This is a genomic window from Pradoshia sp. Z6_59, from assembly GCF_058267515.1.
The window spans coordinates 336,414-357,152 of sequence record NZ_JBZCPP010000001.1 but is presented as its reverse complement, the minus strand read 5'-3'; the positions used below and the strand labels follow the sequence as shown (position 1 = coordinate 357,152).

Sequence of the window (20,739 nt, the reverse complement as noted above, 5' to 3'; positions counted from 1 at the left end):
ATTCTTACGATTCTGTAGAGTTATATAGTTACAGTTTGATTGCCCATTTCGGCTTCCCTGCTAAATAACCTTGAATATACCCCTTGTTTATTCTCAAGCAGTTCCCTATGTGTACCTGTCTCAATTACTTTTCCATTTTCCATAACAATAATTCGGTCGGCTGATAGGACAGTGGAAAGTCGATGTGAAATGATCAGGATGGTTTGCGAATCTTTCCTTTTTCTGATTGCTTCATTTATTTTGAGCTCAGTGATCGGGTCCAACGCTGAGCTTGCTTCATCCAGGATGAGAATTTCAGCCTTTTTTACTAATGCCCGTGCTAAAGATAAACGTTGCTTTTGTCCCCCGGACAGCATGCTGCCTCTTTCTCCAACATTTGTTTCCAGTCCATTCGGTAATCCTTCTACATATTCCATTAGCCCGCTGTCTCGAATTGCGGTATAAAGCTCTTCATCTGTTGCTTCTGGATTTCCAATTCTCAAATTATCAGCCAACGTTCCATTCCTCATCTGAACATCCTGAGAAACGAACGCAATTTTTTGGCGAAGCCCTCCGACATCAATCAAACGAATATCCTGATGATTAATTTTGATTGCACCCTCAACAGGATCATAAAGACGTAAAAGCAAGTCAACAATCGTTGATTTCCCAGATCCGCTCGGTCCCACAATCGCGGCAATCTCTCCTTGCTTAATCTTGAATGAGACTCCCATTAAGACAGGCTCATCTTTATTAGGATAGGAAAAAACCAAATTAGAAGCTTCAATAGTACCAACAATCGATTCCTGTTTTTCACCCTGATTGGTTTCAATTTCAGATTTCGGGATGGCAAGGAGAAGATCTGACCGATCCAGTGCTGGACCGGTTCTTCTTACCGATAGCCACATTCTTAACATCTTTTGCATTTCATTCGCCGCAATCGTTACAAGACCCCCGGCTGTTAGCATTTGACCGGTTGTTAATTGATTGTCCCAAATCAAAAGGACACTTAAATAATAAACTCCTGCAAGTGCGATTCCATTATATCCGCCAATTACAACAATCGATTGCATACGTGCTTTTAATTCTTTTATAGAATGTTTAACAAAGGACTCCCGAATGGATATAATGCTCTCCACCTCACGATCAGATACGCCCAAGACTCTTGAAAGATGGATCCCAGTTACAGATTCACGCAGTCTTTCTAAATATCGGGACGCCTCTTCTCTCGCTTTTTGAGAAGCAGACCTTGTTCTTTTACCGACATGATTAGATGCCAGATAAAAAATAATACCTAGAATCATGCTGACCAGCATCAGGTAGGGATGGATAAAAAATAGAACGAAATTATATATGATAACTCCCTGAACAGCAGCCATTAATGTGGAGCCTTCCCATGCCAGGAAATTGTGCAATGTATCAGGATCATCTGAAACACGGGCCAGTAATTCGCCTGATTTTGCATTCTGGAAGTAGGAGAAGGGTAGATAATGGATGTGAGTAAATAATTTTATTTTCTGTCTGTTCGTAACGGACTTCGCAATATAATGGCAAAAATATTCGTCTATAACCATCATGAGTAAATCAAATATGGCTACAAACAACAGCAGCCACATTAACCCCCATAATAAAGATGAGGATTGTTTAGGTATCACTTCATCTACAAGCCAGCTCAGAGCAAATGCCGGGATTACAGCTGCACAAACTTGTGCAATAGCAATCACAAATGAATCCCCCAGTACCCATTTCCAAAACGGCTTTAAAAAGGCGAGTACACGTCTGCCATCGCGATTTTTTTGCTTCTTTTGTTCAGTACTCATCCTACTCGCCCCTTCTCAAGTTCACTGTATTGCGACATATACAACTCATAATATTTCCCTTTCAGGTCAAGTAATTCTTGATGCGTCCCTCTTTCGGCTATTTCTCCCTTATGTAAAAGCAAAATCTCATCTGTATGGCGAACGGTTATTAAGCGATGGGCAATCGTAATCGTTGTTCTCCCTGGTATGAGCTTTTCAAGTGCTTCTTGTACCTTCTCTTCTGTTTCTCCATCTAAAGAGGATGTTGCCTCATCAAATATCAAAAGGTGAGGATGTCTTAAAATAGCTCTCGCCAGTGCGATCCGTTGACGCTGCCCTCCTGAGAGCTTCAGGCCCCTTTCTCCTACGATTGTTTCGTAGCCTTCCGGTAATGACTCAATCAATTCAGCCAATCCAGCAGCTTCAACAGCATGCTGCAAGTCGGTGTCTTTTGCATCCCGTTTTCCATAACATAAATTTTCTCTCAATGTTGCATTCAAAAGAAAAGTCTCCTGACTTACAATTCCAACCTGGGTTCTGAACGAATTCCGATTATAGGAATGAAGATTCTTCCCATCAATCAGGACCTCGCCCTTATCAGGATTATATAATCCTAGTAAAATCTGGACCAAGGTACTTTTTCCGCCTCCGCTTGTACCTACAATTCCAATATGGCGGCCCTGTTCTACCGTGATTGAAATATTATTTAATACATTCTCAGTTGATTCTGAATAACGAAAAGTGATGTTTCTTAATTCTACTTTTCCTGCAATAGGACCTATGTCAGGTAGTTGTTCATCATGCTCTTCAGGTAAATTGAAATATTCATAGATTCTTTGCAAGGCTGGTATAGCCTGCTGGATGATCATTGCATTTTCAGCGAGTGAACGCACTGGCTGAAACATGGTTGGGATAAAGCCTAAACAAGTCACGAGTACACCAACCGTGATTTCACCCTTCCAAACCGAATAGCCTCCTAAAAGCATAACTACTCCTGGTGTAGCGATATTGAACAAATTACCCAGGCGCCAGTTCACTTTACCGATCAACGCTGCTTTGATGGAGAAAGCCATCCATTTCTTCAGCTTGGATTTCTGCTTATCTATTTCAGCAGTCTGTTGATGAAAAGTACGAACCAAAGGTATCGATTCAATACTTTCTTGCAGATGGTGGTACATATCAGCACTCATATCCCTTTGAATAGCTCCCATTTTCCTAACCGTTTTCCCAAGCTTAAAGGAAGGATATAAATAAATAGTAAATACAATCATCATTACCACAGCAGTTGGCCAATAAAGAAAAATGACGGTCGAAAAAGCAGCAACTGCACTGATTATCTGCTGCAGGAATCGTGGAACTACAGTGTTATTTAAATTTTGAATCGACTCTACGTCATGTGTCAGCCTAAATAACATGTCTCCGCGCGGTGTCTTTTGGAAAAAGGACATTGGGGCTTTATGCAATTTCTTAAAAACACGCAATTGCATATCCGTTATGACATTCAGCCCAACTTTGATTTGAATATATTCCTGCATACTCTCAAATACTACTTTTCCAATATAAGAAACAATAATACCTCCGATGATCAACGGAAGAAGTTCAATTACATTATGTAAGAGTACATCATCAACCAATTTACCTGTCAGAATTGGCGGAAGTATCGTAAATCCCCCACCAATCAAAGAAAAAACTACTGCTATTGTAATACTGATCCAATACGGCTTAAAGTGGCCAAGTATCTCACCCGCTAAACGCATATCTTTATACACCCCCATAAATTCATATTTTATTATATTTTCAGAATATTATCACCATTTTTTACACAAAATTACATATTCTTATAAATGGATAGATAAGATACACGAGAAAATATCAAAATAATAGAAGTTATAGAGATACTAATAAAAAGAGGGAAAGTAAATGAGAGTCGATCATTCTTAATCAGATACATTTTGAACTTCAACCTTATGCCAAATAGACTTCCAATTCTTTTTTGAAACTCGCTCCTTATAAATAACAGCCAAGTCTTTTGACCCGCGAAAATAAGGAGTTGGCTTCACTTCTAAATTGATAACATCATCTAATCCATGAGGAGCAAAAAGAATTAGATTATTCTCACTATCTATCTTTATGCCTAGAGCTGTCGCCGTTTCAGGGAATTTTGAAATGGCATCCTGCGAAGAGGTATAGGGAGATGAGTTATTAATCATATGCATTCTAGCTTCATTTTTCACAGACCAAGGTATATCTGGCATAATACTAATCAATTTATTCTCAAATTCTTTTTCGATATCCTCATTAATTATTGATTTATCAAAATAGATAACATCAACATCCGGTGTTTCAGTACGATCATTAAATCCGTGCAAAGTATCCCAGATTTTTGAACGGATAAATCCTGCACATATCCACCAATCAGGTAAATTTAAAGTGCTCGCAGCCTTTATAATCTCCATCATTTTTTCATCGTTTTGAATTAGCCTAATAACATCCTCTTCATTCTTTAACATCTTAAAACGACCCCACCTTCCACAATCGAACATATATTCCAATTTTAACAAATCTCTAGCCAGTTTACCGTAATAATTTATACTGTTTTAAAACACCTCCACGCAAAAAAATAGATTCCTCTCATCCGTTGGAATCCTGCCCATTTTTATTTTCGATATCAATGCCTGTCTGTCTTAATAAGAATTATGTATATATATCATCTGTGAATGCTTATAGAAATCTCTCTTTATTTGTGCAGCAATAATATTTTTCTGGATTTCAGATGTACCTTCATAAATCTTGGTGATTCTTGCATCACGATAAAATCGCTCGATTGGATATCCTTTCATATATCCTAAGCCCCCATGAATCTGAACGGCTTTATCAGCTACTCGATTAAATATTTCTGAACCCTGTAGTTTAGACATAGCCGCTTCTTTAATAACATTCTTTCCTTGGTCCACCATCCAGGCAACCTTATAGGTTAATGCACGGAGCGATTCAATGTCCAAGGCCATATCAGCCAAATAGTGCTGGATAATTTGCTGTTCAAAAATCGGCTTCCCGAATTGGTTCCGTTCAAATGCATATTGGACCGATAATTCCAATAATTTTTGACAGGATCCCAGATTCCTCGCAGCCAGACCAACGCGGCCATTAGCTAGAATCTTAAGAGCATTCACGTATCCCATTCCCTCTTGTCCAAGAATATTATCTGAGGGAACCTCGCAATCTTCAAAAAAGATTTCGAAAGAATGAGAGCCTCGCAAGCCCATTTTTTCTTCCTTTTTCCCAATAATCATTCCTTTTGTACCCTTTTCTATCAAAAAGGAGGTAATTCCTTTAGGACCTGCATCCGGATTAGTTACAGCCATCACGGTAAATAACCCGGCAATGGATGCATTAGTTATATAGTGCTTGGTTCCATTTAGAAGATAGCTGTCTCCTTTTCGAACGGCTCTTGTTCTAATCGCAGCTGCATTTGAGCCAGCTTCAGGCTCTGTTAAAGCAAATGCACCAATTAATTCACCAGTTGCCATTTTGGGTAAATATTTTTGCTTCTGCTTATCATTTCCCATCTCAACTATCCCAACAGAGCCAATACCCGTATGTGCTCCAATGATGGTCGTATAGCCATTATGCGTACGGCCTAGCTCCTCATATATGGCACATTTGCCAACCATATCAAGGCCAAGTCCGCCATAGTCTTCCGGGATACTCAAACCAAATAGACCCATATCCCTGCTTAGCTGCATGATATCCTCAGGTATATAATCATTTTTCTCGATGTAGTCTGCTTTCGGATCGACCGTTTCATCAATGAATTGTTTGATCATCTTTTTCATTTCTACCGTTTCTTCTGATAAGGTAAAGTCCATACTCGTTCTCTCCCCTCTTCTTTTTAATTTGGTATATCATGCTTTTTTCAGCTGAGTCCCAGTTGTTTAGAGATAATGACCTTCATAATTTCATTGGAGCCCGCAAAAATGGATGTAACAGGTATATCTCTGTACCGTCTGGAAATTTTGTATTCCTCCATATAGCCATAACCGCCATGAAGCTGCATACATTGGGTGGAGACACGTTTTGCCATCTCTGTCGTCCACCATTTAGCCATACTTACTTCCTTCACAATTTCTTTTCCATCGATATGTTTTTTGATTAAATCATCGACAAAAGTCCGGCCAAGTCTTATTTCAGTAGCAATTTCGGCCAGCGTAAATTGAGTGTTCTGAAATTGACTGATTGGTTTCCCAAAGGCATTTCTATCTTTTACATATTGGATGGTTATTTGCAGCATATCTTCAGCAGCCACGACCGCATTTGTTGCGCATAAGAGCCGTTCCTCCTGAAGATTCATCATCATATAGCGGAAGCCTTTTCCTTCTTCTCCCAATCGATTTGAGACTGGCACTATACAATCTTCAAATATTAGCTCACTCGTATCCTGGCTGTGCATTCCCACCTTATTTAACTTCCTCCCACGCGTAAACCCTGGGGTATCTCGTTCAACTAATATAAGACTGATCCCTTTATGTCTTGGTTCAGCTTTTGGATTCGTTTTACAGGCAACAATAATCAAATCAGAATGGATTCCATTTGTAATAAATGTTTTCTGACCATTTAATATATACTGATTACCTTTACGGATAGCCGTCGTTTGGATGTTTGCCAAATCAGATCCAGCCCCTGGTTCTGTCATTGCAATCGAAGTAATCAGTTCCCCTTTAACGCATTTTTTCAAAAATCTATGCTTTTGTTCCTCATTGCCAAATGTATGTAAATAAGGAACAATGATATTGCTGTGAGTTCCTATGCCCGTCAAACCAGCTCCTATTCTTGCTAATTCTTCACTTAAAATAATAGCAAAGCCAAAATCAGTACCCATTCCGCCATACTCCACACTGACCCACGGACAAATGAAGCCTTGTTCACCCATCTTCTCCCAAAAGGATCGAGGGATCAATCTCTCCTCTTCCCATGTTTCAAAATAGGGAACAGCTTCTTTTTGTAAAAAACTCACGAGTGATTTCCTGAACATTTCATGTTCATCAGTAAAAAATGGCCGTCTTGCCCTTTTTATCTGATCCTGTTTCACCTTGATTGACACCTAAACCCCTCCATGTAAAAAAGATTATTGCTACAACTGTGATGTAAGATTAGCACTTAAACTTTCTCTGAAATTCGGGTGTACGATGTTCAGCATTTGCTGTCTTCGTTCTTTAAGTGATTTGCCAAACAAGGAAGCAATTCCGTACTCTGTCACAATATAATCAATCTCTGATTTTAAGGATGTAACAGAAGATACAGTATTTTTTATTCTCGACCTAGTACCTCCCATTGCAGTCGCTGGAAGGGCAATAATAGCTTTTCCACCTTTTGAAAGTCTGGCCCCACGAATAAAATCCATTTGGCCGCCAACTCCAGCTAATGGATAATTGCCAATTTGCTCAGCATTTATTTGTCCTGTCAAATCGACTTCCAAAGCTGAGTTAATTGAATAGAAATCCGTAATCTTTGAAATTTGTAAGCTATTATGTGTAAAATCTGTTGGGTATAAGCAAATATCCTTATTGAGGTTGGCGAATCTATATAACTGCTGACTTCCAGTTAAAGTGGTACAAACCGTTTTACCAGTCATCACTTCTTTTCTTTCATTAGTAATAACTCCTCGCTTCATCATTTCCATGACACCGTCTGTTATAGTACCGGAATGAACACCCAATCCCTTCTTTTCCTTAAGGGCCAAAAGAACGGCATCTGCAATTTTACCTATCCCAACTTGAATCGTTGCATAATCAGGGATTAATTGTGCAACATTTTTACCGATTGCCTCTTCTATTTTGTTTGGAATTCCAGATGAAATCGTCAATAAACTATCATTTGATTCAACAAAATAATCAATCTCTGATACATGAATTTCTGAATCCCCAAATGTCCTGGGAAGATTGCTATTGACCTGAGCAATGACTTTACCAGCATGTTTACTAAGTGAATGGATAATATCGACTGAGATTCCCAGATTACAATAACCATCTTGATTGGGAGGAGTAACCTGAATCATGGCAAAATCAATTTTATTTGTTTCCACCCATGCCGGTAATTCGGATAAATTCAAAGGTATATAATCACCATTTCCTGCATGAAAAACCCCCTTTAATAATGAGGATCCAAGGAATGTCCTGATAAAAAAATGAGGATTCCTCTCCGATTCAGCATACAAGCAGGGACTCCCAACAATACAAGTGTATAAATTTAATAAACAAAACCGTTCCTTTTGCCGAATAAGTTCCTTTACCAGCTGTTGCGGTTCATTACAAAAAGGTGCCAAAAATACATTGTAAGAGGAGTCTATAAGAGAGATTGCCTCTTTTGCAGTGACGGTACGTGAACGGTAAAGATCCAACCCTTTCTTCTCTTGCATGGCCTAAACCTGCAGATTCTCAACAATGGAGGATATTCCTAAGCCTCCCCCAATGCAAAAGGTGACCAATCCATATTTTTCTCCCCTGCGCTCCATTTCATGAATAAGCTTGGTCATTAAAATACCTCCAGTCCCTCCGATTGGATGGCCAAGCGCAATCGCTCCGCCATTTACATTCAATCGTTTCGTATCCAAATCCAATTCTTTAATCACAGCTAAGGTTTGAGCAGCGAATGCTTCGTTTAATTCTATCAGTCCTATATCCTCTAACTTCAACCCGGCTAGCTTCAGTGCTTTTCTCGTAGCTGGTGCAGGACCGATTCCCATAATATCTGGAGAAACACCGGCAACTGCCTGAGCAATGATTTTTGCTTTACGTTTATAGCCCTTTTGAATAGCTGTTTCTTCTGCCATCAGCATAACCAACCCTGCTCCATCATTCCTACCGCTTGAATTCCCTGCCGTTACAGTTCCATTTTCTTTAAAAACAGGGTTAAGCCGCGCCAATTGCTCCATACTCGTTTTTCTTGGATGTTCATCCACTTTAAATATTTCTGTCCCTTTCTTCGTCTTTATCTGATATGGAATGATTTGATCATTAAATAGACCAGAAGAAATAGCACGTTCAGCCTTTTCTTGACTTAAAAGTGCATATTCATCCTGCTCTTCTCTGGTGATTGAATATTTTTCGGCAAGGTTTTCTGCTGTCATCCCCATGGTTAAATGACCGTATGTCTCGATTGGTTGTGCACGTGGCTGACTTTCCGTATTGGAATCAAGTATTTTCGTATTACCAGTGCCAAACCCATAACGAGCATTACGTAAATAGAATGGTGCCTGACTCATACTTTCAGCCCCTCCGGCAATTACTATGTCCGATAAGCCGCACATGATTTGCTGGACACCATTATGAATAGCCTGCACTCCTGATCCGCATTGGCGATGGACCGTATAACCCGGCGTTTCGATTGCAAGTCCGGCACGTAATAATGCCAATCTAGCCAGGTTAGGCTGATCTGTGCTTTGTTTCGCCTGGCCGATAATGACTTCATCAATCTCATCTTTCTGGACTCCTGTGCGTTCAATCAATCCGTTCATGGTGGCAGCAGCAAGAAAATCCACTTCCTCATTTTTTAACGATCCGCCTATCCTTCCAACCGCCGTCCGAACAGCCTCAACAATCACCGCATTTCTCATACTACATCCTCCCATCAACCTTGAGTTTCATACTAGTAAGACTTAGGCAAACCTAAGACATGCTCCGCTACATAAGAAAGAATCATATTAGTTGAAATTGGTGCCACTTGATAAAGGCGTGTTTCTCTGAATTTCCTCTCTACATCATATTCAGATGCAAAACCATATCCTCCAAAGGTTTGCAGTGCTGTATTAGCAGCATCCCACGACGCTTCAGCGGCAAGCAATTTCGACATATTCGCCTCAGCCCCACATTTTATGCCTGAATCAAATAGTCTTGATGCCTCCTTACGCATTAAGTCCGCTGCTTCTATTTGAATATGTGCCTTCGCCAATGGAAATTGAATTCCTTGATTTTTCCCAATTTGCCGATCAAAAACGACTCTTTCGTTTGCATATTGAGTTGCTTTCTCTATAAACCATCGTCCATCCCCTATACATTCAGCGGCAATTAATATTCGTTCTGCATTCATACCATCTAAAATATAGGAAAAACCTTTTCCTTCTTCACCAATCAAATTTTCGGCTGGTACCTTTAAATTTTCAATAAATAATTCAGTCGTAGAATGGTTCATCATCGTCTGAATGGGACGGATGGTAATACCATTGTTTATTGCCTCCCTCAAATCAACAAGCAGGACAGATAAACCTTCCGTTTTTTTCTTAATTTGACTGACCGGTGTAGTCCTCACTAGCAACATCATTAAATCAGAATGCTCTGTTCTTGAAATAAATACTTTCTGGCCATTCACGATATAATAATTTCCTCTTCTTTCTGCAAAAGTCTGTAATTTAGTCGTATCGGTACCTGTCGTTGGTTCTGTGACTCCAAAAGCCTGCAATCGTAATGTACCGTCAGCAATACGAGGTAAATAGTTTGACTTTTGTTGCTGGTTTCCATGCCGGGCTAACGTCCCCATTATGTACATTTGAGCGTGACAGGCACCAGCGTTGCCTCCGCTTCGGTTAATTTCTTCAAGAATAATAGAGGCTTCCGCAATCCCTAATCCAGAACCACCATACTCTTCTGGGATCAAAGCTGATAGAAAACCATTTCTCGTTATTTCATTTACAAACTCTTCAGGGTATGCATTTTTCATGTCTAGCTCTCTCCAATAAGAGCCGGAGAATCGTTGACATACTCTTCGTACACTGTGACGCAGCTCTTTATTAAATTGGACTGTTTCTTCCAGGGGAACAGATTTCACTTAACTCACCTCCAATCACCTATTGTTTACTTAACACGCCTAACCAAGAGAAAAATTTAGAATAAGTGCTCCTATTTATATAATTTATTAATCTTTGCTTAAAGAGAGCCTCCCGGAATCATTTTTGAATAATGACAGGCTCTCCTGATTTTATTTACCGATGAACTTAGGGGACCGTTTCTCGACGAATGCCCTTACTCCCTCAAGTCGATCCGAGGTTGATAAACATCGGTTATAGTACTCTTGTTCTACAATTTTTGCTTCATTATTCTTTAATACAGACAAGGAATCTATTGCTGCTTTTGCTTGCTGGACAGCTATAGGGGCATTACGGGCAATACCCCCAGCAAATTCGAATGCTGATTCATATAATTCAGCAGAACTGGTCATCCTGTTCAATAATCCATCCTTTTCCGCTTCTAAAGCCGACACAATCCGTCCTGTACATATCCATTCCTTTGCACGGTGAACCGGTATTCGCTTTGATAGCAATCTCGTTCCGCCACACCCAGGCATAATTCCACGCGTCACTTCCGGCAATCCAAACTGTGCCGTATCTGCTGCAATTAAAAAATCACAATTCAAAACGAGTTCAAATCCTCCAGCCAAAGCATACCCATCCACTACCGCGATAACCGGTTGCTTAAGAGATGCTATAGCAGTGAACATTTCCCGAAATAGCTGGTGCTGATTTTTCCACTCTTCCTCATTCAGCTCGTTGCGCTCCTTCAAATCTGCACCGGTACAAAAAGCTTTCTTATTGGACGATGTGATTAAAACCACCCTTGCATCACTTTCAGAAATAATTTGAGTAACCGCAAGGATTTCTTTAGCCATCTCTGTATCAAAGGCATTAAGCGCTTTAGGTCTGTTTAATCGTATTTCGGCTATATGCCCCTCCACACCGACCCGTTTCCATTCAACATACTTCATACAGATGATTCCCCCAGACTTCTTCCCAATAGCAAACACTTACATGCTTATTGATGAGTAAATACCGGACGGCGTTTTTCAAGGAATGCAGTTACTCCCTCTTTCATATCCTCTGTTGTAAAGATTTCCTGGAACAGGTTTGATTCCAATTCGAGCCCATCCTGTAATTGATGATCTGCCCCCTCATTGACTGCCTGCTTGATTCTTCTTAAAGCCTGAAGAGAATGCCTGCTGATTTTCCGGGCCAGTTTGCGGGCAGCTTCAATCCCTTCTTCATCTGTAGCAATTTGATTAATGATCCCGAGCTGAAGCGCTTCTTTAGCCGTTATCGAATCGCCTGTAAACATCAGCTCTTTTGCTTTAGCTGAACCGATTAAACGGGGCAGCCTTTGCGTTCCCCCTCCACCTGGAAATAGGCCGAGCTTCACTTCAGGCAAGCCAAGTTGGGCCGTCTCCTTGGCAATACGAAGATCACAGACAAGTGCAAGTTCAAATCCACCACCCAGTGTTATTCCATTTAAATAGGCAATAGTAGGCTTCGGAAAATCGGATATCAATCGAAAAACCTCATTTTTCTTACTGGGCTGTTTTCTGGCCTCCGTGCTTTGGTTAATCATGTTGGGGAACTCCTTAATATCTGCTCCCGCCATAAATGCCCGGTCACCTTCCCCTGTTAAAATAACCGTAACCACTGAATTGTCATCTCTCAGTTCAGTAAAGGCATCACAAAGCTCACTTGCCAGTAGTTCACTCAAAACATTCATCGGTGGATTATTAATGACGACCGTTGCGACATTATTCTCTTTTTCAACACGCAGCAATGAATACATAGCACTGCCTCCTCTTAATCTATTATTTTGGCTGCATACGAATTGCCCCATCCAGGCGAATTGTTTCTCCATTCAGCATTGGATTTTCAATAATACTTTTGACGAGCATGGCATATTCTGAGGGATATCCGAGCCTTGGCGGGAATGGTACCATCGCACCGAGGGCACTCCTGGCCTGCTCTGGTAATCCCCCAAACAAAGGTGTGTCAATCAAGCCCGGAGCAATCGTCATAACACGAACTCCGCTTCTCGCTAAATCTCTTGCCAACGGCAAGGTCATGCCAACAATTCCACCCTTTGAAGCACTATAGGCTGCTTGGCCAATTTGTCCATCAAAAGCTGCTACTGAAGCTGTATTAATGACAACACCTCTTTCCCCTTCTTCATTAGGTTCATTCTTAATCATTTGTTCTGCAGCCAGACGAATTACATTAAATGTCCCAACCAAATTGACCTCAATCACTTTTTTAAATCTGCCAAGATCATGAACTTTATCCTTAGAGACGACTTTTTCACCTACTCCAATCCCTGCACAATTGACGACCGTATTGATTTTCCCAAACGTTTCAACACTTTTCTCAATGGCAGTCCGAATCTCATCCTCACTGGTTACATCCGCTTTTACAAAGATCACATTTTCATGACCGAGTGATTCGGCTAATGCCAGCCCTTTATCTTCCGAGCGATCGATAATCGTTACTTTCCCGCCATTTTCCACAATATTCTTGACTGTAGCCTCTCCCAGACCCGAAGCTCCACCTGTTACAACAGCAATTATATTTTGCATCTTCATACAACCAACCTCCATTTTTTAGTTTTCAATCATACCTGTTTGATTGTTCTATTCAATTCGTTTGATAATCGTTGCATTGGCCATACCGGCACCCTCGCAAATAGCCTGTAATCCATATCGTCCACCCGTTCTTTCGAGTTCATGCATTAAAGTAACCATGACCCTTGCCCCACTTGCACCAAGAGGATGACCGAGTGCAATCGCTCCTCCGTTTACATTTAACTTATTCATGCTTGCTTCAAGTTCTTCCTTCCAACAGAGCGGAACTGGTGCAAAGGCTTCATTGACTTCATATAAATCCATATCCTGTATCGTCAGTCCTGCTCTATCAAGTGCCATTCTCGTCGCCTCGATCGGTCCAGTTAACATCAGGGTTGGATCGGATCCTACAATCGTTCGGGCAATTATCGAAAATCTTGGTTTTAAGCCTAATTCCAACGCCTTCTCCTTAGACATGATTAACAGGGCTGCAGCTCCGTCACTCATTTGACTGGCATTCCCAGCGTGTATCACACCATTTTCTCTAAAAACTGTAGGCAAAGTGGCCAGCTTTTCAAGAGACGTTCCCCGACGTGGGCCTTCATCCTGTGTAACTAAAGTCTTTGCTCCCAAATCATCCAATACTTCCACTGGCACGATTTCACGATCAAAGCGCCCCTCATTTTGGGCTTGAATAGCTCTCTGATGACTCAATAGAGAAAATTCATCAAGTTGATTGCGGCTAAAGCCCCATTTCTCAGCAATTCTTTCTGCTGATAGTCCTTGATTGATTAATTCATAACGGGAAGACAGCTGTTCACTAGGCTGTGAATGCTTTCTTGTTGAACCCATCGGCACTCGTGACATACTCTCCACTCCACCCGCTATAACGATATCCATATCTCCACTCAAAATGGCTTGTGCGGCAAAATGAACCGCTTGTTGACTGGAACCGCATTGTCGATCAATCGTCGTGCCAGGTACTTTAATGGGGAAATCAGCCATCAAGGCAGCTGAACGTGCAATATTTAACCCTTGTTCTTCCACTTGGGATACACACCCAATAATGACATCCTCAATCAAATCAGAAGAAACACCTGCCCTGTTTACTACTTCTTTTAAAACGTTTGCGAGCAAATCATCCGGGCGGATGGAGCTCAATACTCCATTACGCTTTCCTACCGGTGTTCTGACTGCTTCAACAATTACGGCCTCCCTCATATAACTCTCCCCCTTATAATCCAATTTTCTTAGCGATTATTTGCTTCATAATTTCATTTGTACCTGCATATATCGAGGTGACCGCTATATCTCGGTATCTTCTCGCAATCGCATATTCTTCCATAAAACCGTAACCACCGTGCAATTGCATACATTGGCTGACCAACCTCTTTGCCATATCGGTTATCCACCATTTGGCCATGCTCACCTCGGTGACAATATCCTGTCTCTCCATATGCCTCACAATTAAATCGTCGATAAATGTGCGACCTATCTCCACTTCGGTCGCCATTTCAGCTATTTTAAATTGTGTATTTTGAAATTCACTGATTGATTTACCAAAGGCTGTCCGCTGTTTGACATAATCAATCGTGATTTTCAATGATTCCTCTGCTGCTGCTAAGGCCTGAATCGCACACATTAACCTCTCCTGCTGAAGCTTGGCCATCAAATAATAGAATCCTTTATTTTCTTCTCCTAATAAATTGCTTATCGGTACTCTTGCATCCTCGAAAATTAACTCAGTCGTTTCACCCGCAAGCTGACCAATCTTATTCAGCTTTTTGCCGCGTATAAATCCGGGTGTTTCTTTTTCAACTACAATCAGACTGATTCCTTTATGTCCTGCCTCTGGATTTGTTTTACAGGCAACAATGGTCAGGCCGGACCTGAGTCCATTTGATATAAACGTTTTTTGCCCATTAATAATATAGTGATCCCCATCTCTAACAGCTCTTGTCTGCAAATTCCCTAAATCTGATCCCGTTCCCGGCTCAGTCATTGCAATAGCCGTTGAATATTCACCCGTAATGCACTTTGGAATCCATCTTTGTTTTTGTTCTTCTGTACCGAATTCATATAAATATGGAACAACAATATCATTATGTAAAACACATCCTCCGATTCCGCTTCCGACTCTTTCAAACTCCTCAGCAAGAATGACTGAATAGGCAAAATCTGCATTAAACCCACCATATTTTTCATCTGCCCACGGTACAAGAAACCCTTGGTCTCCTAACTTTTTCCACAAATCTCTAGGTGTGCTTTTCTCCTTCTCCCAATCAAGATAGTAAGGAATCACTTCCTTATCTAGAAATTTCCGAACTGATTCACGAAAAATACGATGCTCTTCCTTTAAATAACCGGTCATATTTGTACTCCCTTTCTATTCATAGTCTTATATCTGTACACCCTATATACATGCAATTATCATGCCAAATTATTAAATGGGTATTCCGCCAGATTGTGAGATTGGTTGTATGAAATCTGTACACCTTCCCATTCATTAGTGTCTCGTTTCGTCCATTGTCGCTTGCTGTAGCAGGTTGGTTTAAACGGCACCTAGCAAAATACGCTAATTATCAATCTATAAAGAAAAAACTGCCGGTATTCATACACAGCAGTTTACTAGCGTTTATTTTTGATAGGTTCGATTATGCTGGCCAAGCTTTGGATAGGTACCGATTATTTCATTTGAAAATGCTCCTGATTGAAATCCAGTCACCATATATCGATATGAATCTTTCTCGTGAATTAGATTTCTGTCCTTCATATAGATATGTTCGCTTAGCTCATCGGCTTCAAGGACAGGCGCCATGCAGCAATCCACTTCCATAGAGAAATGAATCCATTCCTCGAATGTTTTACTTGCAAACAATTGAACTATTTCCTGATAAACTTCATTTTGCTTAGTCGGCTTAGAAAATTGAGCATTTATCCATGCATCCTGTCCTGTTGCCGCGCAAAAATTCCGCCAAAACTTTGTCTCCAACGCACATAACGTCATATACCTGTGATCTTTGGTTTCATAAATTCCATAACAAATCACATTACCATTTAAAGTAGGGATTCCGTTTTTTCTGCCTGTTGCTGATTCAATAAACACATGGTAATTCATTAATGCAGCAGTCGTGTCCAATAAAGCAATATCTAAATAGCTTCCACTGCCTGATCGTTCTCTTTGAAAGAGGGCACCTAGTATAGCTTCGGTTGCTGAAGTTCCACCGATCAAATCAGCAAATGTAAGTGACGGTTGAATGGGTCTGCCATTCCCATCCTTTAACTGAGCTAATACACCGCTGAGAGCCATGTAATTCAAATCATGGCTGCCTAGTTGGTGCATGGTTCCTTTTTGACCATAGCCGGATAAGGAGCAATAAATAAGCGATGGCTGCAGGACTTTTATATCTTCGTATCCAAGCCCTAAGCGAGCCATTACACCAGGACGGTAGCTTTCAATTAAAATGTCTGAATTACGGATCAACTCAATCGCCAATTCTTTGTCCGCTTCGTTTTTCAAATCCAGGGCCAAGCTATTTTTATTTCGGTTCATACACCGGAAAAGATAATTTTCTTTTTGATCATCCTCCAATGGCATACGCGCATGATCTCCAGTTGGAGGCTCTATTTTAATGACTTCTGCTCCTAAATCTGCCAGCCGCAGGGTTGCATAGGGTCCGGGCAAGTTTTGGGTGAAATCAACTACTTTAATTCCCTTAAGCATGTACGCTTCCTCCTTAAATTCACCTAATTCATAACCTGTTAAAATATAGAATTTATCCCATTCATAAAGAATGTCTGATTTTCAAACACCTTCATTTCTGCTGTTTTAAGTGGGAAGATTCAGGCAGTAACCAATCATACTTCTTTAGCTTGTCATACAATACAGATCGGCTGATTCCAAGCAGAAGACAGGCCTTACTTTTATTCCCTCCTGACATTTCCAATGCTTTTTGTATGGCCATCTGCTCCGCTTTCGCTAATAAAGGCTGTGTTTCATCTTCCTCCTCTTCATTCAAGAAAAAATCATAGCCAACTTTCTGCAGAATATATTCTGGAATGTCCTCTAGGCCGACTTTGCCATCCTCTGCAAAAATCATGGCTCTCTCCCAAACATTCCGCAATTCCCGGATATTTCCAGGCCAATCATACTCCAATATTGCTTTCTCGAACAATGGGTTCCACCCTGTAATACTTGTCCCGTTTTGTTTATTAAATTCTTTAATAAAAGCTTCGCTTAGGAGGAGAATATCCTTTTTTCTCCGCCTTAAAGGAGGAATCTCGAAGGATATGACATTCAACCGGTAAAATAGATCCTCCCGAAATCCCCCGGCAGCAACCATTTTTTCCAAGGGACGATTGGTAGCGGCAATGATTCGGACATTTACACTGATCCGTTCTGTTCCGCCTACTCTGTAAAACTCTCTTTCTTGCAGGACACGAAGCAGCTTGGCCTGAATGGGTAAGGACATATCCCCAATCTCATCGAGAAAAAGTGTGCCACCATTAGCCATATCAAATTTGCCGATCTTCCCTTTATGTTTAGCGCCTGTAAAAGCGCCTTCTTCATATCCAAAAAACTCTGACTCCAATAAATGCTCTGGTATAGCTGCGCAGTTCACCGTAATAAACGGACCCTTTCCAAATGGACTGGCACTATGGATGGCATGGGCAAATAACTCTTTACCTGTTCCGCTTTCCCCAAAAATTAATACCGTGGTCTTTACCTTGGCTGCTTTCATCCCACTCCTCATAAGCTTATCCATTTGCTTATCGTGTGACAGGATTTGATTAAAAGTAAATCTTGATTTCTCAAGCTTGGTAGGATTCAGATTCTTCCTATCATTTATCTCTGCACTTTTGAATAACTCACGGACTTCGTGCAGTTGGCGATAAACGATTTTACCAATGGCACCGATAATTTGCTCATCCTGATAAACGGGTATACGGTGAACGATATAGTCTATTCCTTTAACCTGCATAAACTCACTTACTTCCGCTACACCCGTTTTCATCACATGCGGCAAATGAAGATGTGGTAAAACCGATTCGATTTCCCTCATATCCAATTGCTGTTCATAAAGATCAAACAGCTCAATTAACGAGGGGCTGATAAAAGTAACTTCTTCTTTTTCATTTATCATGACAAGGCCATCATAAGCATTATGGATAACAGATTGCAAAAGTGTTTTCCATTTCTTTTGAAATTTTAGTTCTCTCGTTAAATTCTCTAATTCAGATACATTTTGAAAAAGCGTGATATACCCCTGTTTACCATTTTCTAAATCATACTTCGACAGACGTACCATATAATGTTCGGATTGAAAAACCATTGGAAAATGAGCTTCCATTTTCTCGGAAAATTGATCTAATTGAGGGATATAAATCTCGAGGTTTTCATTGATGAGTGATGAATAAGGGATGCCAATCATGTCAGTGATTTTTTCATTCACAAAGATTATTTGATTTTTTTCATCTGTCATAATGGCTCCCAGATTGGATGTTTGTAAAACTTTTTCAAGCTGTTCTTTTAATAATTGCGTTTCTCTCACGTAATTCATAACCGCATTTGTTTTTGTAAAAATACCTACAGGTGCACCCTGTTTGTTCACAACAATCCCCGTGCCAACCCTGCTCTTGGATATTAGTTTTTCCAACAGTTCAGCATTCATATCCTCCAAAACCGTTCCTACATCTTTTTTGATATACTCACTGATAGTCGTATCTTTAGAAACATCAGTCAGAATCATTTGGTACAATGAACTTCTTGTAAATACGCCAATAAGTTTTCCAGAACTGTTTGTCACCGGAATCGTATTCCACTTTTGCTTATACATGATTGACAGCGCTTCCATCAATGTGTTCGTTGGTGATAAACAATGTTCGAGCGGACTCATAATTTCTTTAACGGGCTTTATAGTTTTCTCCCCCTTTAAGATTCTATATACGTTTTCCACAAATACGTGTAAAACTCCTCTAAATATAGGAAGGGAATAAAAATCGGCAAAATCCTTCTCGTTTAAGAATCAGGATTTTGCCCCACTGAAATCATTTATTATTTAATAGTATTTTTATCGTAATCTTTTAAAACAGTTTTTAGCATTTTTCCTGTTCCTGATTTCGGTAGTTGGTCAATAAAACAAATATAATCAGGAACCTTATACTCTGCCAGTCTCTCTTTACAATAGGAAACTACCTCTTCTTCCTGTAACTCTGGTTTTTTCTTTGCTACATAGGCCACCGTTTTTTCGCCAAAGACCGGATCAGGCCTGCCAATAACGGAACACTCCAAAATATCAGGGTGCGTGTACAATACTTCCTCTAACTCACGCGGGTAAATATTAAAGCCGCCTCTGATGATCATGTCCTTCTTCCGGTCCACAATAAAATGGTATCCATCTTCATCATAATAGGCCAAATCACCAGTATATAACCATCCATCTTTAATCGTGTTAATCGTATCATCTTCCTTCTTATAGTAGCCCTTCATCATGTTTGGTCCTCTGAAAATAATCTCCCCTACCGCGTGAGGCTCTACTTCCTCACCTTCCGGGTCAACAATTTTCAAATCGACGCCAGGAATAGGCACTCCAACAGAATTCAATTTTTTAGCCATATCTCGAGGTGTGGTCATTAGCATAACTGTACTTTCTGTCAGACCATATCCTTCTGATATTTCTACACCAAGTGATTGATTGGTCTTATGGAGGATCTCAGCAGGCAAACTCGCACCACCACAACCAGCTGTCCGAAGATGAGAAAAGTCTAAATCTGAAATGGCTGGATTTTGAAGAAAGAAAGCATACATAGTTGGGACGCCCAAGAATATCGAGATTTGATATTTTGATATCTTTTCAAGTGTATCAACAGGATGAAAACGTTCCTCTAAATAAATCGTACTTCCGTGGGCAATCGGCGCTAGGAATCCTTGTAATTTGGCATAAGCATGAAAAAGAGGCAATACACAAAGGACCCTGTCTTTTGGCGTTAATTGATTAATGACGGCTGCCGTAATTGTCATCCAATTCAAGTTGGCATGTGTAATCATGGCTCCCTTTGGATTACCGGTCGTCCCGGATGTATAAATGATTTGCGCGACATCCTCCGCATGAACAGGGGCCACCTTGCTGATAGGAGATAGAGATTGCAATTCCTGCCAGTCAGTAAATGGATGATTTTCCTCTTCTCCAAAATAATAGATTTCTTTCATCTGTTTAAAGTCATTCATAGAGTTTTGAATGACAGCGGATGCAGCAACTTCCGTAATTAAATATTCCGATTCCGAATCATTAATAATATAGGTTGTTTCTTTTTCTTTAAAGGTAGGGTTAATGGGTACGACTGTTGCACCAGTTGCTAATATAGCAAAATACGTAATGATATATTCCGGTCGATTGGTCATCATCAACGCTACTTTTGTCTCCTGAGTAATGCCTTTATTTTTTAACCCGGCTGCAACACTGAAAATTTGATCTCTCAGCTCTTGATAAGTCATCACTTGTTCCCGGTAATGAATAGCGTGCTGATTGGGCAAACGCGACACAGTGGACGTTAGCAGTTCAACAATATTCAAAAATTAACTACCTCCTTAAAATATAGAATCTAT

At 40.4% G+C, this 20,739-nt stretch carries 16 protein-coding genes; all 16 read right to left on the bottom strand.

What is annotated here, in order from left to right; translation table 11 throughout:
• Nucleotides 1–20: 20 nt before the first annotated feature.
• Nucleotides 21–1,799, bottom strand: a complete 1,779-nt coding sequence (locus AC4D4B_RS01770; RefSeq protein WP_490999013.1) for an ABC transporter ATP-binding protein — start codon at nt 1,797–1,799, stop codon at nt 21–23.
• Nucleotides 1,796–3,553, bottom strand: a complete 1,758-nt coding sequence (locus tag AC4D4B_RS01765) for an ABC transporter ATP-binding protein (protein ID WP_490999012.1) — start codon at nt 3,551–3,553, stop codon at nt 1,796–1,798. The genes AC4D4B_RS01770 and AC4D4B_RS01765 overlap by 4 nt, the downstream gene beginning before the upstream one ends.
• Before the next feature lie 162 nt (nt 3,554–3,715).
• Nucleotides 3,716–4,288: a nucleotidyltransferase family protein gene (locus AC4D4B_RS01760; protein WP_490994319.1), complete on the bottom strand. Its 573-nt coding sequence runs from the start codon at nt 4,286–4,288 to the stop codon at nt 3,716–3,718.
• 174 nt (nt 4,289–4,462) lie between these two features.
• Nucleotides 4,463–5,647, bottom strand: coding sequence for an acyl-CoA dehydrogenase family protein (locus AC4D4B_RS01755; protein ID WP_490999011.1), 1,185 nt, complete (start codon nt 5,645–5,647; stop codon nt 4,463–4,465).
• A gap of 47 nt (nt 5,648–5,694) precedes the next feature.
• Nucleotides 5,695–6,879: an acyl-CoA dehydrogenase family protein gene (locus AC4D4B_RS01750; RefSeq protein WP_490999010.1), complete on the bottom strand. Its 1,185-nt coding sequence runs from the start codon at nt 6,877–6,879 to the stop codon at nt 5,695–5,697.
• A 30-nt stretch (nt 6,880–6,909) separates the two neighbouring features.
• Nucleotides 6,910–8,193 carry an acetyl-CoA hydrolase/transferase family protein gene (locus AC4D4B_RS01745; RefSeq protein ID WP_490994317.1) on the bottom strand — a complete coding sequence of 428 codons (1,284 nt, stop codon included), beginning with the start codon at nt 8,191–8,193 and terminating at the stop codon, nt 6,910–6,912.
• 3 nt (nt 8,194–8,196) lie between these two features.
• Nucleotides 8,197–9,390, bottom strand: a complete 1,194-nt coding sequence (locus AC4D4B_RS01740; RefSeq protein WP_490999009.1) for a thiolase family protein — start codon at nt 9,388–9,390, stop codon at nt 8,197–8,199.
• Between the two features lie 32 nt (nt 9,391–9,422).
• Nucleotides 9,423–10,598: an acyl-CoA dehydrogenase family protein gene (locus AC4D4B_RS01735; RefSeq protein WP_490994315.1), complete on the bottom strand. Its 1,176-nt coding sequence runs from the start codon at nt 10,596–10,598 to the stop codon at nt 9,423–9,425.
• 150 nt (nt 10,599–10,748) lie between these two features.
• Nucleotides 10,749–11,531 carry an enoyl-CoA hydratase/isomerase family protein gene (locus tag AC4D4B_RS01730; RefSeq protein WP_490999008.1) on the bottom strand — a complete coding sequence of 261 codons (783 nt, stop codon included), beginning with the start codon at nt 11,529–11,531 and terminating at the stop codon, nt 10,749–10,751.
• A gap of 47 nt (nt 11,532–11,578) precedes the next feature.
• Nucleotides 11,579–12,361: an enoyl-CoA hydratase/isomerase family protein gene (locus AC4D4B_RS01725; protein ID WP_490999007.1), complete on the bottom strand. Its 783-nt coding sequence runs from the start codon at nt 12,359–12,361 to the stop codon at nt 11,579–11,581.
• Nucleotides 12,362–12,383: 22 nt separating this feature from the next.
• A complete protein-coding gene (locus AC4D4B_RS01720; RefSeq protein ID WP_139891865.1) occupies nt 12,384–13,154 on the bottom strand; it encodes a 3-hydroxyacyl-CoA dehydrogenase in 771 nt (256 codons plus the stop codon).
• 48 nt (nt 13,155–13,202) lie between these two features.
• On the bottom strand, nt 13,203–14,354 hold the full coding sequence (locus AC4D4B_RS01715) for a thiolase family protein (RefSeq protein WP_139891864.1): 1,152 nt from the start codon (nt 14,352–14,354) through the stop codon (nt 13,203–13,205).
• Between the two features lie 13 nt (nt 14,355–14,367).
• Nucleotides 14,368–15,504 carry an acyl-CoA dehydrogenase family protein gene (locus AC4D4B_RS01710; protein ID WP_490999006.1) on the bottom strand — a complete coding sequence of 379 codons (1,137 nt, stop codon included), beginning with the start codon at nt 15,502–15,504 and terminating at the stop codon, nt 14,368–14,370.
• A gap of 264 nt (nt 15,505–15,768) precedes the next feature.
• Nucleotides 15,769–16,857, bottom strand: a complete 1,089-nt coding sequence (locus AC4D4B_RS01705) for a CaiB/BaiF CoA transferase family protein (protein ID WP_490999005.1) — start codon at nt 16,855–16,857, stop codon at nt 15,769–15,771.
• A 91-nt stretch (nt 16,858–16,948) separates the two neighbouring features.
• Nucleotides 16,949–19,090, bottom strand: coding sequence for a sigma 54-interacting transcriptional regulator (locus AC4D4B_RS01700; protein ID WP_490999004.1), 2,142 nt, complete (start codon nt 19,088–19,090; stop codon nt 16,949–16,951).
• 98 nt (nt 19,091–19,188) lie between these two features.
• The gene (locus tag AC4D4B_RS01695) at nt 19,189–20,706 is read right to left on the bottom strand and encodes a class I adenylate-forming enzyme family protein (protein WP_490994308.1); all 1,518 of its coding nucleotides are present in this window, start codon (nt 20,704–20,706) and stop codon (nt 19,189–19,191) included.
• Between the last annotated feature and the right edge of the window lie 33 nt (nt 20,707–20,739).